This window comes from Pseudoalteromonas sp. NEC-BIFX-2020_015 (genome assembly GCF_012952265.1).
Classification (GTDB): Bacteria; Pseudomonadota; Gammaproteobacteria; order Enterobacterales; family Alteromonadaceae; genus Pseudoalteromonas; species Pseudoalteromonas neustonica.
Window position 1 is genome coordinate 212,970 of the sequence record NZ_JABCJL010000002.1, and the last position, 15,764, is coordinate 228,733.

Annotated in this window: 21 protein-coding genes; 4 read left to right on the plus strand and 17 right to left on the minus strand. The window is 41.0% G+C overall.

From position 1 onward, the window contains the following. Window positions 1–30: 30 nt before the first annotated feature. The 10 genes from HH219_RS02440 to HH219_RS02485 all read right to left on the minus strand — a co-directional run bounded on the left by HH219_RS02440 (window position 31) and on the right by HH219_RS02485 (window position 6,600). Entirely contained in the window at window positions 31–855 is an 825-nt protein-coding gene (locus tag HH219_RS02440; RefSeq protein ID WP_169326529.1) for a peptidoglycan DD-metalloendopeptidase family protein, read from the minus strand. Window positions 856–896: 41 nt separating this feature from the next. After that, window positions 897–1,475 carry a YqaA family protein gene (locus HH219_RS02445; RefSeq protein WP_054204284.1) on the minus strand — a complete coding sequence of 193 codons (579 nt, stop codon included), beginning with the start codon at window positions 1,473–1,475 and terminating at the stop codon, window positions 897–899. Between the two features lie 9 nt (window positions 1,476–1,484). Further along, window positions 1,485–2,123 (minus strand): protein-L-isoaspartate(D-aspartate) O-methyltransferase, encoded by a 639-nt coding sequence (locus HH219_RS02450; RefSeq protein ID WP_054204285.1) that lies wholly within the window; start codon window positions 2,121–2,123, stop codon window positions 1,485–1,487. Next, window positions 2,113–2,877 (minus strand): 5'/3'-nucleotidase SurE, encoded by a 765-nt coding sequence (gene surE, locus HH219_RS02455; protein WP_169326530.1) that lies wholly within the window; start codon window positions 2,875–2,877, stop codon window positions 2,113–2,115. The genes HH219_RS02450 and surE overlap by 11 nt, the downstream gene beginning before the upstream one ends. Continuing rightward, window positions 2,858–3,907, minus strand: coding sequence for a tRNA pseudouridine(13) synthase TruD (locus tag HH219_RS02460; RefSeq protein ID WP_054204287.1), 1,050 nt, complete (start codon window positions 3,905–3,907; stop codon window positions 2,858–2,860). Before HH219_RS02460 ends, surE begins: the two co-directional genes overlap by 20 nt. Beyond that, on the minus strand, window positions 3,904–4,386 hold the full coding sequence (gene ispF, locus HH219_RS02465) for a 2-C-methyl-D-erythritol 2,4-cyclodiphosphate synthase (RefSeq protein ID WP_064435243.1): 483 nt from the start codon (window positions 4,384–4,386) through the stop codon (window positions 3,904–3,906). Before ispF ends, HH219_RS02460 begins: the two co-directional genes overlap by 4 nt. Then, window positions 4,383–5,084: a 2-C-methyl-D-erythritol 4-phosphate cytidylyltransferase gene (gene ispD / locus HH219_RS02470; protein WP_064435242.1), complete on the minus strand. Its 702-nt coding sequence runs from the start codon at window positions 5,082–5,084 to the stop codon at window positions 4,383–4,385. The genes ispF and ispD overlap by 4 nt, the downstream gene beginning before the upstream one ends. Beyond that, the gene (ftsB, locus tag HH219_RS02475) at window positions 5,074–5,364 is read right to left on the minus strand and encodes a cell division protein FtsB (protein ID WP_054204290.1); all 291 of its coding nucleotides are present in this window, start codon (window positions 5,362–5,364) and stop codon (window positions 5,074–5,076) included. The genes ispD and ftsB overlap by 11 nt, the downstream gene beginning before the upstream one ends. A gap of 58 nt (window positions 5,365–5,422) precedes the next feature. Continuing rightward, window positions 5,423–6,055, minus strand: coding sequence for a hypothetical protein (locus HH219_RS02480; RefSeq protein ID WP_054204291.1), 633 nt, complete (start codon window positions 6,053–6,055; stop codon window positions 5,423–5,425). 62 nt (window positions 6,056–6,117) lie between these two features. Further along, entirely contained in the window at window positions 6,118–6,600 is a 483-nt protein-coding gene (locus HH219_RS02485) for a DUF2947 domain-containing protein (RefSeq protein ID WP_054204292.1), read from the minus strand. 60 nt (window positions 6,601–6,660) lie between these two features. Between HH219_RS02485 and HH219_RS02490 the strand changes: the two genes are divergently transcribed. From HH219_RS02490 to HH219_RS02500, 3 genes are read left to right on the plus strand one after another with little or no spacing between them, the layout of a single operon-like run. Then, entirely contained in the window at window positions 6,661–6,900 is a 240-nt protein-coding gene (locus HH219_RS02490) for a DUF1653 domain-containing protein (RefSeq protein ID WP_064435241.1), read from the plus strand. Between the two features lie 51 nt (window positions 6,901–6,951). Continuing rightward, complete coding sequence (locus HH219_RS02495) at window positions 6,952–7,800, plus strand: MoxR family ATPase (RefSeq protein WP_169326531.1); 849 nt, start codon at window positions 6,952–6,954, stop codon at window positions 7,798–7,800. Window position 7,801: 1 nt separating this feature from the next. Next, window positions 7,802–8,989: a VWA domain-containing protein gene (locus HH219_RS02500; RefSeq protein ID WP_169326532.1), complete on the plus strand. Its 1,188-nt coding sequence runs from the start codon at window positions 7,802–7,804 to the stop codon at window positions 8,987–8,989. A 261-nt stretch (window positions 8,990–9,250) separates the two neighbouring features. Here HH219_RS02500 and HH219_RS02505 read toward each other — a convergent pair whose 3' ends face one another. The 4 genes from HH219_RS02505 to HH219_RS02520 all read right to left on the minus strand — a co-directional run bounded on the left by HH219_RS02505 (window position 9,251) and on the right by HH219_RS02520 (window position 11,946). Continuing rightward, the gene (locus tag HH219_RS02505) at window positions 9,251–9,499 is read right to left on the minus strand and encodes a hypothetical protein (protein WP_054204296.1); all 249 of its coding nucleotides are present in this window, start codon (window positions 9,497–9,499) and stop codon (window positions 9,251–9,253) included. Window positions 9,500–9,704: 205 nt separating this feature from the next. Continuing rightward, window positions 9,705–10,952 carry a divalent metal cation transporter gene (locus tag HH219_RS02510; RefSeq protein ID WP_169326533.1) on the minus strand — a complete coding sequence of 416 codons (1,248 nt, stop codon included), beginning with the start codon at window positions 10,950–10,952 and terminating at the stop codon, window positions 9,705–9,707. Between the two features lie 142 nt (window positions 10,953–11,094). Beyond that, the gene (gene raiA / locus HH219_RS02515) at window positions 11,095–11,451 is read right to left on the minus strand and encodes a ribosome-associated translation inhibitor RaiA (protein ID WP_054204298.1); all 357 of its coding nucleotides are present in this window, start codon (window positions 11,449–11,451) and stop codon (window positions 11,095–11,097) included. Window positions 11,452–11,634: 183 nt separating this feature from the next. Next, on the minus strand, window positions 11,635–11,946 hold the full coding sequence (locus HH219_RS02520) for a pyrimidine/purine nucleoside phosphorylase (protein WP_054454931.1): 312 nt from the start codon (window positions 11,944–11,946) through the stop codon (window positions 11,635–11,637). 77 nt (window positions 11,947–12,023) lie between these two features. Between HH219_RS02520 and HH219_RS02525 the strand changes: the two genes are divergently transcribed. Beyond that, entirely contained in the window at window positions 12,024–12,185 is a 162-nt protein-coding gene (locus tag HH219_RS02525; protein WP_169326534.1) for a hypothetical protein, read from the plus strand. A 118-nt stretch (window positions 12,186–12,303) separates the two neighbouring features. On the opposite strand, the gene HH219_RS02530 is transcribed toward HH219_RS02525, so the two are convergent. The 3 genes from HH219_RS02530 to tkt all read right to left on the minus strand — a co-directional run bounded on the left by HH219_RS02530 (window position 12,304) and on the right by tkt (window position 15,534). Beyond that, window positions 12,304–12,843: a hypothetical protein gene (locus tag HH219_RS02530; protein ID WP_169326535.1), complete on the minus strand. Its 540-nt coding sequence runs from the start codon at window positions 12,841–12,843 to the stop codon at window positions 12,304–12,306. 46 nt (window positions 12,844–12,889) lie between these two features. After that, the gene (locus HH219_RS02535; RefSeq protein WP_169326536.1) at window positions 12,890–13,108 is read right to left on the minus strand and encodes an HNH endonuclease; all 219 of its coding nucleotides are present in this window, start codon (window positions 13,106–13,108) and stop codon (window positions 12,890–12,892) included. A gap of 434 nt (window positions 13,109–13,542) precedes the next feature. Beyond that, the gene (gene tkt, locus HH219_RS02540; RefSeq protein ID WP_054204301.1) at window positions 13,543–15,534 is read right to left on the minus strand and encodes a transketolase; all 1,992 of its coding nucleotides are present in this window, start codon (window positions 15,532–15,534) and stop codon (window positions 13,543–13,545) included. Window positions 15,535–15,764: the final 230 nt, after the last annotated feature.

Consider the following 15,764-nt stretch of genomic DNA (forward strand, 5'->3'; position numbering starts at 1 on the left):
TTATTGACCACTTATATATATTCCCGATAGCTAAGGCAGGTACTTTGCAGGGTTGACTGCTTGACCCCGAAAACGAATCTCAAAACGTAGAGCCGTTACTTCTGAGTCAGAGTTACCGACTTCTGCAATTTTCTGTCCTGCTTTCACATCCTGTTTTTCTTTAACTAGCAGTTTTGAATTATGTGCATAAGCACTTAGATAATCATCATTGTGTTTCAATATGATTAAATTACCGTAACCTCTTAGCGCATTCCCCGCATAAACAACCGTTCCTTTGGCTGCGGCTAAAACAGGCGAACCTTTTTTATTAGCAATTTGTAACCCTTTAAAACCATTTTCCTTAGTAGAAAAACGCTGAGTTACTTTTCCTTTAGCTGGCCAAGACCAATGTACCCTTTTATCGTACATGCTATTGGAATTGCTAACTTTTTTACTAGTCTGTTTTTGAACATACTCTCGTTGTTTTGGCTGATCAAGCTCTTTCTTTAATTTTTTGTTATTTTTTTGTATTTCTTTTGTAGACTTTTTGCTCGAACTCGTATATTTTTTCTGCTTTTTCTTTTTTGTTGATGGTTTTTTAAACGTTATTATTTGCCCCGGTTGAATAATGTAAGGGGCTGGAATACGGTTGTTTTTCGCTAGGGTTCTAAAATCTTGTTTGGCACTAAACGCGATTGAATATAATGTATCGCCTTTTTCGACTGTATAGCGATCACCTGTGATATTAACCTTGCTTGTATAAGGTTTTACATTTGTATTTAAACTGCTTACAGGGGCTGGCGCTTGGCGGGATGAGCAAGCACTGAGCAAAACACTTGTAAATAAAGTAACATAGAGAATTTGTCGTTTATTCATAGTGTTTTGCCCTTAATTACCAAAAAGTGATTTTTTAATGCTTAGCGTAGTAAAATGTACGCTATCGCAACTAAAACCACGAGTCCCCAGCCAAGTACTTCAACATATTGACGTAATTTCTGCTCCATTTTAACTCCACCCCATTTCATTAAAGCAGAAACTAAAAAGAAGCGTGCGCCACGACCTACCGCAGACGCCAATAAAAATGGCAAAAACGCCATATGCAATAAACCAGCGCCAATAGTAAACACTTTATAGGGGATAGGAGAAAACCCAGCTAAAAATACAACCCAAACTCCGTAATTTTTAAACCACTCTAAAGCAACGTTAAATTTATCTTGCCATCCCATTTGCGCAATAAGCGGTTCAACAACAGGCTCAAATAACCAAAAACCAAGTAAATAGCCAAATACCCCACCAATAACTGAAGCTATAGTAGTCAGTGTAGCAAAACGCCACGCTTTGCTTGGTTGAGCAAGCGACATAGGCGCAAGCATTACATCAGGCGGTATAGGAAAAATAACTGATTCAGCAAAACTCATCCCTGCTAAATAACGCTCTGCGTGGCGATGTTTTGCCCACACTAATGCCATATCGTATAACTTAGTAAACAATTTCAAAGTAGCTTCCTATTCAATATCGCCAGGTATAAGAGGTACAAACCTCACTGGCGCAATTACATGTTGAGTAAATTTTTCGCCTTCACGCACAACCATCACTAGTTGCTGATCTTCATTACCAATAGGGGCAATCATCACACCGCCATCAGCAAGTTGATCCAATAGTGCTTGTGGCACGTGTGACGCTGCCGCAGTCACAATTATCCCTGCAAAAGGTGCTTGCGACTCCCATCCTTGCCAACCATCACCATGTTTCATGGTAACGTTATATAAATCAAGGTTCTGTAAGCGACGCTTGGCTTGCCATTGCAGCGCTTTTATACGTTCTACTGAAAATACCTTAGTAAAGGTTTTAGCCAGTATTGCTGTTTGATAACCAGAACCCGTACCTATTTCAAGAACTTTATCACGCACACCGGCTAAACGCAGCAATTCTGTCATACGTGCAACGATATAAGGCTGTGAAATTGTTTGCCCCTGACCTATAGGCAATGCTGTATTTTGATAGGCTTTATGCTTGAGTACATCGTCAATAAATACGTGACGTGGAACATCTGCAATAGCGGCCAATACGTCTTTATCTTCAACACCTTCGCGCTGTAATAACTCAGCGAGCCCATGTGCACTGCGTGTATAATTAGCTAGCACCGTTGATCTCCATTGTTTTGAGCCAATCACCTACCGCTGCTAAACTATCTTTTGCGGTCATATCTACACTTAAAGGTGTGACTGATGCGTAACCATTATTGATAGCAAAAAAGTCGGTGCCAACTCCAGCATCACTTTCGGCCCCTAACACACCATACCAATAGATATCGCGTCCCCAAGGGTCTTGTTGCTTGGTCATAGTTTCAGCTTTGTGGCGTGCGCCTAAGCGCGTTACCTGCACACCTTTTAGTTCACTTAATGGAATATCGGGCACATTAATATTAATGATCTGATCTTTAGGAAGGGGGTGCGATGCAAGCTCTTTAATTATACTGACCGTAACTGCCGCTGCCGTTTCAAAATGATTGCCCTCTTTAGAGCATAATGAGACTGCCACCGCAGGCAAACCTAAATGACGCCCTTCAGTTGCCGCCGCAACAGTGCCTGAATACAAGGTATCGTCGCCTAAATTAGCACCATGGTTTATACCTGCAACAACCAAATCAGGTTTTTCATCAAGTAGTTCATTAACCCCTAAATGCACACAGTCGGTAGGAGTTCCATTGACAGAAATAAACCCATTTTCTAGTGCTGTTGCACGTAATGGGTTCATCAACGTTAATGAGTTACTTGCTCCACTGCAATTACGGTCAGGCGCAACAAGTGTCACATCGGCAATTTGTGACAGCGCATGATAAAGCACCGTAATCCCTTTAGCATTTACGCCATCATCATTACTTAGCAGAATTTTCATTGGAAGCGTCCTTCTCTTTATGTACGCGTGGACTGGCGTCTGTGTAATCCACCAGCTCACGTAATAATGCCGTTGCAAAAGTCCCTTTTGGTAAACCAAAGCTCAATTTAATGGTGGTTTCATCAACCGTTTCAACCGCTAAATCTTGTGGTATCAAACGCAGCATTCTGCGTTCGTTTTTAAGCCCTAATTCACCTAGCCCTTCGCACCATTCTTTATATGGTTCTAGCCATATTTTTTCTTGTTCAGTAAGGCCTTTTTCGCTAGTGCCTACCAGAGGCGCTGACATCATAATATCGCCTGAGGCGAGCCTTGCTATGTTTTCATCACTGATTGCATCTTCAAAAAAAGCATTGCTACCACTGAGCATAAATACTTCGCGATGCATGGTTTTAGCCAAACCATGTTCAGCGACTCGCAGGTTCACTATTTGATTAAACACATACGAGCGCGCTGCAGAGATTATTAAACCACGCAGTTTTTTGTCACGGATACGCTCACCGGCAAACATTTTTTTAGCCATCACTAGGTTATGACCGTCGTGACCAAAACGTTGTTCACCGAAGTAATTGGGCACACCAGCACGTACTGCATTTATTCGACAAAGAATATCAAGCGGCTGAGTCACATTACGCAAGGTTATAGTAAATTTGTTACCTTTGTGACAACCAGTGCGAAGTTTACGGTTATGGCGTTGCTGAGAAATAATAAACAGTGATTCACTATTGAGCTCTGTAAAATCAATGTCTTTTTTAATAGGCACTGGCACGCTAAACCATTGGCTACAAACACCATGGCGATCTTTCATACCTGCGTAACTTACATCGCGCGGTGAAATACCGGCTTTTTGAGCAAGCAATTTGGCAACATATTGGGTGTTTTCGCCTTTTTTAACCACTTGCAAACACACATGCTCACCGCTACCCGTAAACTCTATACCTAAGTCTTCATCAACCATAAAGTCTTCAGCAGTGGTTTTAAAATCAGCTTTTGATAATGGCGCGCCATATAGATAATTTAATTCACTCATAACGACTCTTTGCTCATGATCACGACGGCGTGACTCGATATACCTTCTTTACGCCCTTCAAAACCTAGCTTTTCCGTGGTCGTTGCTTTTACGTTTACTTGACTAAGCTCTGCGTTTAAATCTGTGGCTAAGTTTGTTCGCATAGCTTGAATATGCGGCAACATTTTTGGTGCTTGCGCAACAATGGTTACGTCTGCATTACCAAGTACATAACCTTGCTGCTTAGCTAAGTCGACAACATGGCGCAGTAAAATACGGCTATCGATATTTTCATATTCACTGGCTGTATCCGGAAAGTGCTTACCGATATCGCCCATCGCCAACGATCCTAAAATAGCATCGCACAATGCATGGATCGCAACATCACCATCGGAATGAGCAAGAAAACCCTGTGGATACTCTATCTTTTCACCACAAATTGTTAACGGGCCTTCGCCACCAAACTTATGGACATCAAAGCCATGGCCAATTCTAATCATGATGCTTTCTCACTGTGTTGTTTTTGGAGTAAAAAATGGGCTAAATCTAAATCTTCAGGCGTGGTAATTTTAATGTTATCGCTTCGTCCAGCGATAAGTTTGACAGGCTTATTGGCCCATTCAATAGCTGATGCTTCATCGGTGATAGTTACACCTTGTTGTAATGCGCCCTCTAATGCCGCTTTTAGTTCGTGATATTTAAAAAGTTGAGGAGTCAATGCTTGCCATAAATCATCGCGCGGAACAGTCTGTTCACTGTGAGTATTACCGCGCTTAATGGTGTCTTTTACTTTACTGGCTAAAATCCCGCCTTCATTTGCATGCGTACATTGCGCGATGAGATTTTCAATGTCATCAATCGCAACGAGTGGCCTTGCGGCATCATGCACCAATACCCAGTCTGGGGGGTTATCTGACAAAGCCAATAAACCATTGAGCACTGAATCAGCGCGCTCTTTACCGCCCACAGTCCTAATAATTTTGACATCAATAAACCCTATATTTTGATAAAAAGGGTCATTATCACTCACCGCAACGACTATCTTACTTAACTGCGTAAGCTGCGCTAATTTCGTCAGTGTGTGCTCTAAAATCGTTTTCCCTGCCAAAATAATGTATTGCTTTGGCATACTATGCTGCATACGACTTCCCACCCCTGCGGCAGGAACAATGGCAGCGATTGTTTGATTATTTTTCATTATATTGCTGGCTCGGTAAAACACGTATAAATGTCTCTGCGGGTTTAATCATCCCAAGTTCATTACGGGCGCGTTCTTCAACCCCTTCTTGACCAAGCTTTAAATCTTCAATATCAGCTTTGAGCACTTTATTACGTTTAATAAGCTTGGCATTAGTATCTTGGTGAGAAATTACCGCATTTTTTAAGCGACTATAATCTTGTAAGCCATTATGACCAAACCATAAACGATACTGCACAAACAGTGCTAAACACAGCAAAGTAAATTGAAATAGTCGCATTAAACACTCCTTGATTATCTTTACCAGTACAAATTTAATGCGATTGAGGCAACTGGTATTATATTTTTTTAACGTGAACATACGGGCGTTTTAAATTACGCCAATTGATATTGCCAGCAAGCAGCATTTCTCTCAGTGATAGAGTTCGCGGTGTACAACGTTTAGCAAAATGCCATTGGTGACCACAACATGCAGCAGCCATTGTGGCTTTGCTGGGCTTAAGTAACACAACAGCTAACCCATCAAGTGAGCGCCCTGCGCAATCAAACCAACCGTGCTCATTACAATGCAGTTTATTGTCGCTTACTTGGTCGATGCTGTCTATTGCAACACGAGTATGATTATCGTTATTAACCAATAACGGCACTATTAAACCCGTTTTTTTATCTGTTTGATAAAAAGTACCATTCTTTTTTTCGTCGGGCGGGTGCGCTGTTTGTTTCTCAAGCCAGCAGCCATTTTGTGGATCTAATTGAAAAGGCACTTGGCCATTTACGATATGTGTCGCTGCGCATTCAACATAATAAGGCAGGCTTTTTAGTGTTTTTCGTAAGCGCGATTCATTGAGCTCATGCGTAAGCCGATTTATTTCTCGCGCATAAAAAGCGTTACACAGCTGTGCATAAAGCACACGTTGCGCATCTGATTGCCAAATATCACCTTGTTGATGGGGATCACTTGCAGCCAACACTTATACTCAAAAACGTTTAGTTAACTATTTTATAGCACAGTACTGACCGCATTTTAAGCTATTTACTTCGCTTGTGGCTTTGCGCCTAGTTTAGCGTCACCCGTTTCTAAAAACTGAACAACCTCGTCGCGCTTTTTGCCTAATAGCAAACTACCATCAGCTAAAAACATAAAGTTTTGCCAATTGCGCTTAAATACATCAAAACTGGTTTCGATAATATTATCGCGGGCAATACAAAAATACACCGTGGTATTTGCTTGCCAGCCTAAGTGATCAAGAATGTCTTGAGGGAGTTGATCTGCGCCTTCTTCCCATGCAGCTTCCCAATGGATAGTTTGCGTAAAGTTTTCTTCGTTGCCACACCAATCTGTTTTTTCAAAAAAATCGGGATGATCATGCTCGCGACTCACCATTGTACTCCATAAAACCGCAGCGCGCTCATGGCTCATTGGTTTTATTAAAGCAAGATCTTGCTCATTAACAGGGGCATCTTTATGGCGAAAAACCCACGCTTTTTTGTAATCATCTAACGGTATATAGTTCATAATAGTAGCAAATTAGTTAGCATTAAAAGTGCAAGCGCAAATTATACAAGAGATCAAAACATGACTACAGCAATAAAACCACATTCCCTCAAATCAGGCATATACCAACACTACAAAGGCCCTAAATACAAAGTATTTTATGTTGCCACTCATAGCGAAACGCACGAGCAGCTTGTTATTTATCAAGCCCTTTACGGCGAGTTTGGCATGTGGGCACGCCCACTGAGTATGTTTTTAGAGACCGTAGAAAAAGACGGCCAAACCATCCCCCGCTTTGCTTACCTTGGCGAGACCACTTAGATATGGCATCATGGCTAACATTATTACTGCTCAGACCAGATAGGTATTACCGTGCAATTTCATTCTACAGATAACTACATAGCAAGTAATTCGTTAAAACAAGCTGTTAATGCGGCTATTTTGCTTGAAAAGCCACTACTTATAAAAGGCGAACCCGGTACAGGTAAAACCATGCTGGCTGAAGAACTCGCTAAAAGTTTAGATACCACGCTTATTCAATGGCATATCAAATCGACCACCAAAGCACAACAAGGTCTGTATGAGTATGATGCGGTATCGCGCCTACGCGACAGTCAATTAGGCGATGAGCGCGTTCATGATATTGGTAACTACATTGTTAAAGGTAAATTGTGGCAGGCATTTACTTATGGTGAAGAACATAACAAACGCTCGGTATTATTAATTGATGAAATAGATAAAGCCGATATCGAGTTCCCTAACGACTTATTATTAGAGCTCGATAAAATGGAGTTTCATGTTTATGAAACCGGTGAACGTGTAGTCGCTAAGCTACGCCCTATTGTGATCATCACATCAAATAACGAAAAAGAACTACCGGATGCTTTCCTTCGAAGATGTTTTTTCCACTACATTGATTTTCCATCGAGCGATGAAATGCAGCAGATTGTTGATGTACACCACCCGCACGTTAAGCAAGATTTAGTACGCCAAGCACTGGAAGTATTTTTTGGCCTGCGTGACGTTAATGGCATTAAGAAAAAGCCATCAACCAGTGAACTACTTGATTGGCTTAAACTTTTAATGGCCGAAGACATCGACGCAAAAACGCTGCACGACAAAAGCCAAAAAGGCGGCTTAATGCCAATGTTTGGTGCGCTTTTAAAAAATGAACAAGATATTAGCTTAATTGAAAAACTTGCTTTTATGAGTCGCCGCTAAGATGTTGATTGCGTTTTTCTTCAAACTGCGTGAATACCGCTTACCTGTTAGCATGCGTGAGCTACTTGATTTAATCAACGCGCTAAAAAAAGGCGCGGTATTTGCCGATATTGACGGTTTTTATTATTTAGCCCGCACTATTATGGTTAAAGACGAAACCCATTTTGATCGCTTTGATAAAGCCTTTAGCGATTATTTTACTGGTATTGCCGATCTCGATTTATTAGAAAGTCTAAAGCAGCAACATGACTTACCTAATGATTGGCTGCGTAAAGAGTTTGAAAAACACCTGACGGATGAAGAAAAAGCGCAACTCAAAGCCATGGGCGGCCTTGATGAGCTAATGAAAACCCTCAAAGAGCGCCTAGAAGAACAACAAAAACGCCATGCTGGCGGGAGTAAATGGGTTGGCACGGGTGGTACATCACCCTTTGGCGCTTATGGTTATAACCCTGAGGGCGTGCGCATAGGCCAAGACGGCAACCGTAACCGCCGCGCTGTAAAAGTGTGGGATAAACGCGAATACCGCAATCTGGATTCAGATCGTGAAATAGGCTCGCGTACCATTAAACTCGCCCTTAAAAAACTACGTAAATTTGCTCGCACAGGCGCAAGTGATACGCTTGATTTAAATGAGACCATTCGCGCCACAGCTAAGCAAGGCGGCATGCTTGATGTAAAAATGGCTCCAGAGCGCCATAACGCGGTAAAAGTATTGATGCTGTTTGATATTGGCGGCTCAATGGATGATTACATTCATACCTGCGAAGAGCTGTTTAGCGCCGCCCACAGCGAGTTTAAACACTTAGAGTTTTACTACTTTCATAACTGCTTATACGAACACGTTTGGCAGGATAACCAACGCCGCCATTCAAACGTTATCGATACCATGACGCTAATCAACAAGTTCACCAGCGACTATAAAGTGATTTTTGTGGGGGATGCCACTATGGGCCCGTATGAAATAGCCTACCCCGGCGGCTCTGTAGAGCACTACAACGAAGAACCCGGCAGTGCCTGGTTAAACCGTATCACCAACCACTTTGATAAAATCGCCTGGCTCAACCCACAACCCGTTGAACACTGGCGTTACTATCAATCAATTGATTTTATAAAACAGCTAATGAATAACCGCATGTACCCGCTGAGTTTAGATGGGATAAGTAATGCGATAAGGGAGTTGAGTTAAACGCTTTAAGTGCTCTTTGCGAGGAAGGTATACAAGTTTTATTTTCATTAGCAGCAAAGTATCAAGCGTTAAATTAGCCACTTTTTATAAAAGTAAGAAGCAAGCAATAATTGAGACAGCTATTTTAGGCATAGCCACTGGACAGTGCTTGCTATTTATATACGGCGTTATCCCCTATTTATGGGGAATAACTCCACTATATAAGCTCTGCTTTGCCTAACAACCAAACATACGCAACCTCGAAAGAGAAATAACGCGGCATTAAGATGTTGTTACTTCTACAACAAAAATTAATAAGCCTTCCACAGCACTTTCCCAAAAGCTCATGTTAGCTCTTTGTTTTTTATAATGCTCGTCAAGGCATTCTTGGTATAATTCATCCGCAGATTTTTGCCCATTATTATCTGCTGTATTCGCTATCTCAATACAATGACTTGTATCAACTGGCTCCGTTGTTTCACAACCAGAAATAAAAAGGCTGATCACCAATACTAAAATAAATTTTTTCACTTAAATCCTTTTGCTATTCGAAAATAAAAATTACCGAACACTTCATTACTAGGCTAAAAATTGTCGGTTAAAATAAGCGAAGAAGGAACAAAAAACAACTGCCTTTGTCCCTATTTAAATGTTTTTATCTTCGCTAATAATTAAATGATGTTAATCATTCAACTTTAAACACACACGCCTAGAAGTTTAAGCTTTAGCATTACGGTTAAAACAGTTTCCAAACCACAAAGGCAACTGCAAAGCTCACCAAATAAATTAAGCCAACCCAGCTCAGCACTCTGACTAAAATTGAGTGTTCAATACTTGACTCTGATCGCACTAAACTAAAGTTTAGCCACGCAAATACCGGGGTGGTGATAAACGCGAGTGTCATGGCAAAGGTAAGCATGGGGCCGAGGGCTGATTTAAAAAATAAGATCACCGCCATGCCAGCGAGAGCTTGTATTATCAGCCATATTTTTAAGCTATGCTTGCTTTGCTTGAAGCCAAGTAGCTTGTGAGATTCGTTCAACGTACGTGCGTAGCCGTCTAGCACTGTTAGTGTCGTGCCAAACATACATAAAAAGGCAATAACCGATACAAGCGGACGCGCCCATTCGCCGATAGTAAGCGCGTACATATCAATAAGCTGTTTTGCAAATGCCACACCACCTAGCTCTATATTCGCGCTTTGACCATATTGCACTAATACGCCCAATGAGAAAAACACCAGCGCAAGCCCAGCGGTTAGCCAATAACCTACATTAAAATCAAACAAGCCCTGTGTTCGTGTTACCGTTTGTTGATTTTGCTTTTCTTTAAGCCAAAGTGAGCTTAGTGCTGAAATTTCAATCGGTGCTGGCATCCAGCCCATTAACGCAACCATAAAACCAAGCATGGCAAGTTCATAAGGCGATGGCCCTACATAATCAACAGGTGCTACTATTCCATGGTTCATAGCGCCATTACTAAACGCGATAACTAATGCACTCACCGTTGCCAATGTTAGCAGCGCCATAATCGCTTTAGCTGCGTTATCTAACGCTTTAAAATGACCAAGTAATAATATAATTAAGCAAACAGCTAAAATTAACCAACATAGTAATGTTACCGATACACTTACAGGCAACGCATAATGCAGTAAGCTTGCGGTTAACAGTAAAACCCCAGCAGTATTAACCACCGCAGCAATAATATTTAAGCCGATAAAACTATAAAAAAACCATGGGCCTTTACTTTTATACCCTTCAACGAGGCTTTTTTTAGTTGCTAGAGTGTACTCAATACCAAAACGAAAAAATGGATACTTAAGCACATTTACAACAACAATTAGCCAAAATAGCTGCCAGCCAAAAATAGCGCCAGCTTGGGTTGATGCAACAAGGTGAGAGCCACCAATAGCGGCCGTGGCCATTAAAATACCGGGGCCTAAAGCACTTAAACGAACTTTCCAATTTGTGCGGGTTGATTGCATTGATATGCTTAATATTTATTATTAGTAATAAATAAGTTACAGCGTTTTATTTAAAAATGGAAGGTGCACAAGTGGCGATAAAAATGCAGAAATAAAAAAAGAGCCCTTAGGCTCTTTTTGTAACTGTACTTACGTTTAATATTTAACGTAGGTCCATTTCTTGAATAATTTCGTGTGCAATTTCAGGTGTCGTGCTCACTGGTTTTTCATGTAAGTTGGCTTTGATTTGCCCTTTTCGATGTTTTAGTGCCGCATCGAGTTTTTTAGCTGCGTTTGAAATAGCTGGGTAAAGAACTTCGTTCTCACCTTTAACCGATAAACGCGCGCCTTCATAAATTGTGCTAATTTCAGCTTGAAGCTTATGGTGCTCTTTTGAAAGAATTATATCTAGTGCGATCAGAGATGGAAAATGACTCGCAATTTTTGAAAATTTTTCGTTGATGTGCTCTCTAATAGAGTCAGTAACGTCAACATGGTGACCAGAAAGATTAATTTTCATAGGGTATCCTTTTTTATGTTACCTCATAACTAGTATTGGGGGCTATTTAGATTAACACAAGGCAGAAAACCACAAATATGACATTTATTTGTTATTCATTGTGATTAAGCTTAATTACTGCACATTAAGTATGCAAAAACCCACGCAACGTGGGCTTTTGGGCTTAATCATTAATATTGAAGATTAAGTATATGAGCAACAGTAATCGGCAAAATCGGTTACTTTTACTTGAAATGTAACGTCGGCATCAACGTTAAATGATTCACCTGCTTGCATAGTTTGCCATTCGCTCTCGCCTGGCAGTAGAACACTCCATTGCCCACCATTGAGTTCCATAAGCTCTTTTTTACTGGTCGCAAATTCAAATTCACCCGCTTGCATAAAGCCTAATGTTTTAGTGCTACCATCAGCAAAAACCACCGTACGGCTTGAAACTTTACCATCAAAATACACATTGGCTTTTTTGATCACACTTACATTATCAAACTGAGACATCCTCACTCCTGTTTTATTTATAATATTTAATTACATTCACAGTGCCTGATACCCTATGTGCTTGCAAGTGTAGTGATGTGAAAAATACTCATGGGCTTCAGGCTTACATTGTAGGTCGTGCTTTAGCGCGTCAAGTAGTTAAGGGTTTAATAAATGATTTAATCACCGATTATGCACCATTGGTAGATAGTCGCAACACCTCAAACACCAGCAGCGTTTACAATGACCGAGTGCTTTGATTTGTTTGACTTATTTGCTCCATAAGCGGTAATTTAATAAACGAAAGTGTCTTGTAACAAAATTTATATACCACGCCTTCTTTCTCGACAAAAGAGGAACCCTTTTCAGTAAACTCAATTAATGCAGACAAGCCAAATAATTTAATAAAGCATACGTTATGAAAAAAAAAATCCAATGATGTTCATCATCGAAGAATACATTGTAAGATTGCTTTTCAGCTGGAAATTGCCAATATATTGTTTTATCAGGTTCTTGATTTTTTATAACCAAGCGAAGTTTATTTGCGATTGGATCATTGATATATTTTTCGTCGAAGTGGTATATCGCAAGTTCGTACGCAATTTTTGTGTAAAGCATTACCTGAGAAATAAAATCTAGAGAGATCTTACCTGCTATTTGAGGACTTTCTTTTTTCTTATGTCCTTTCTCTGCATTTTCGATTAGTTCACTTACTAGCTTAGATAACTTTTCTTTGTTTACTTCTTTTCCCTCAGTTTTAAAATGTCTCGATAACTTCTTTTCTAAATATTTTTCGGCTTTAGTCAGGTCGGATTTGTCAATTGACATTAATATTTCGACGCCACTTCCAGTGTTATTAATTTTGATATCTGGAATGAGATACAGGTCTCCTGTTTGGAATAATCTGAAATTTCCCAATATCAACATCCTCATAGACTCCAGAAAATGGTGTTGATAAATTCCCCTATTTACCTTCGATATTATGAAGAAAACGAGGAAGTTTATAGAAAAGGCTGTTAGCTAATTTCCCTTCAAACCCCGCTCCCATTTTACTATTACAAACTTTACAAACATTCTTTACTTTGAGTGAACCACCAATGAATTCTGGAACGATATGTTCATCTGTTAATGAATTCAGTTCTGATATTGGGTTTTCACCCTTGCAAATTATGCATGTTGTCATTTGATATTCCTTGAGCCTAACATTTTTATAGTACGATCACCGCGCATATTCCTGCTGGCTTAACGCTCATTTTTCTAATTTATATACTTTTAACAAATTACCTAAGGTATTACTATCAAAAAGCTTTTATTCTGCTTAGGTCAAGATCCTGAGTTTCGATCCGCTCTACCAGACCTACGCGCTACAAAAACAGCGTGCAAAACAAGTTTCACGCTAACAAGAATTAAAAAATAAACGAGAATATAGTGTAAAGAATAACAGGGGGCTGAAGCGTCAATATAATCGGGGCTAAAGCACCCTCCTACGGCTTTTCATTGGCACTGTGCCTCGGATTATTTTTATCTGACGGCTGGCGGCTGAAAGCTAACAGCTCCATACAAAAAAGCCCGCGCTGCGTAAACACAGTGCGGGCTTTTAAATTTTAGCCGTAAAAATTAAAACAATTCGTTTGCTTTGCTTACGATGTTTTCTACCGTGAAGCCAAAGTGCTCAAACAGCTCGTTAGCTGGGGCTGATTCACCAAAGGTGGTCATACCCACTACTGCGCCATTTAGGCCTACGTACTTGTACCAGTAATCAGCAATACCCGCCTCTACTGCTACGCGGCGTGAAACTGCAGCCGGTAATACGCTTTCTTTATAAGCGGCGTCTTGTGCATCAAACACGTCAGTCGATGGCATTGATACAACGCGTACTTTTTTACCTTGCTTACGTAATTCAGCCGCTGAGTCTTGTGCTAATTGCACTTCAGAACCAGTCGCGATAAAGATAAGCTCAGGCTCGCCATCACAGCTAAGTACATAACCACCTTTTTTCACGTCACTTAATTGCTGCGCTGAGCGTGTTTGCTGAGCAAGGCCTTGGCGAGTAAAAATAAGTGAGGTTGGACCGTCTTTACGTTCAATCGCTTGTTGCCATGCAATTGCAGATTCAACTTGGTCACATGGGCGCCAGTTAACTAGGTTAGGCGTTAAACGCATACTCGCAATTTGCTCAACTGGTTGGTGAGTTGGACCATCTTCACCTAAACCGATTGAATCGTGCGTGTATACAAATATGCTTGGCACTTTCATCAGCGCGGCCATACGTACTGCGTTACGTGCGTATTCCATAAACATTAAGAAAGTAGCACCGTAAGGAATAAAACCTTTATGTAGTGCAATACCATTCATAATGGCTGACATACCAAATTCACGTACACCGTAGTAAATGTAGTTACCACTGGCGTCATTGGCTTCAAGGCCTTTAGAGCCTTTCCAAATTGTTAGGTTTGAACCTGCCAAGTCAGCAGAGCCGCCCATAAATTCTGGTAATAGAGGACCAAATGCATTGAGTGCATCTTGCGACGCTTTACGTGATGCAGGATTTGCTGGGTTTGCATCAAGCTGTTCAATGTAGGCTTGTGACTTTTCAGCCCAATCAGCTGGCAGTTCACTACGAGTACGACGTTTAAACTCAGCAGCAAGCTCTGGGTGTGCGCTTGCATACGCTGCAAATTTTTCATCCCAGCTTGCTTCTAGTTGCTTGCCTTTTTCTTTGCCATCCCACTCACTGTAAATATCAGCTGGGATTTCAAATGCTTCACCAGTCCAACCAAGGAACTCGCGCGCGGCTTTGATCTCGTCTTCACCTAGTGGTGCGCCGTGACAATCATGGCTACCTGATTTATTAGGTGAACCGTAACCAATCACTGTTTTACAACAAATCAGTGTTGGTTTATCAGTGATGCTACGCGCTTCTTCGATTGCTGCGCGAATAGCATCTGAGTCATGGCCATCAACGCCGCTCACGACATGCCAGCCGTAGGCTTTAAAGCGTGCTGGGGTGTCGTCGCTAAACCAACCTTCAACTTCGCCATCAATTGAAATACCGTTGTCATCCCAAAATGCTACTAACTTACCAAGGCCTAATGTACCAGCAAGTGAACATGCTTCATGAGAAATACCTTCCATTAAGCAGCCATCGCCTAGGAATGTATAGGTATGGTGATCAACAATATCGTGACCTTCGCGGTTAAATTGGGCAGCGAGTGCTTTTTCTGCAATCGCCATACCTACCGCGTTTGTGATCCCTTGACCAAGTGGGCCCGTAGTGGTTTCGATACCTGGCGCATAACCGTATTCTGGATGCCCTGGTGTTTTAGAATGCATTTGACGGAAGTTTTTAATTTCGTCAATTGGTAAATCATAACCACTTAAATGCAATAGAGAATAAATAAGCATTGAACCGTGGCCATTGGAAAGTATAAATCGATCTCTGTCTACCCACTCTGGATTTGTTGGATTGTGGTTTAGATAATCGCGCCATAGTACTTCTGCGATATCAGCCATGCCCATAGGGGCTCCAGGGTGACCAGATTTGGCCTGTTGTACTGCGTCCATTGATAAGACGCGAATAGCATTTGCAAGTTCTTTGCGAGACGGCATGAATTCTCCTACCTTTACTGTATTTGCGCTGATTTGTGTGTATGTAACTTTGAACGCCCATTCTTACTTATTCTGGGTGCTGTGTGCAATTAAAAATCCCTATAAATTATAGGTACAAAGGAGTTTTATTCAGAACTAAAAGTTATTAGTAATTTTTTTTAGACGTCTAGGCGTAAAAATACTATGCAACTATCGTTGTTTTAGATAAAATACGCCCCTTAATTTTTTAG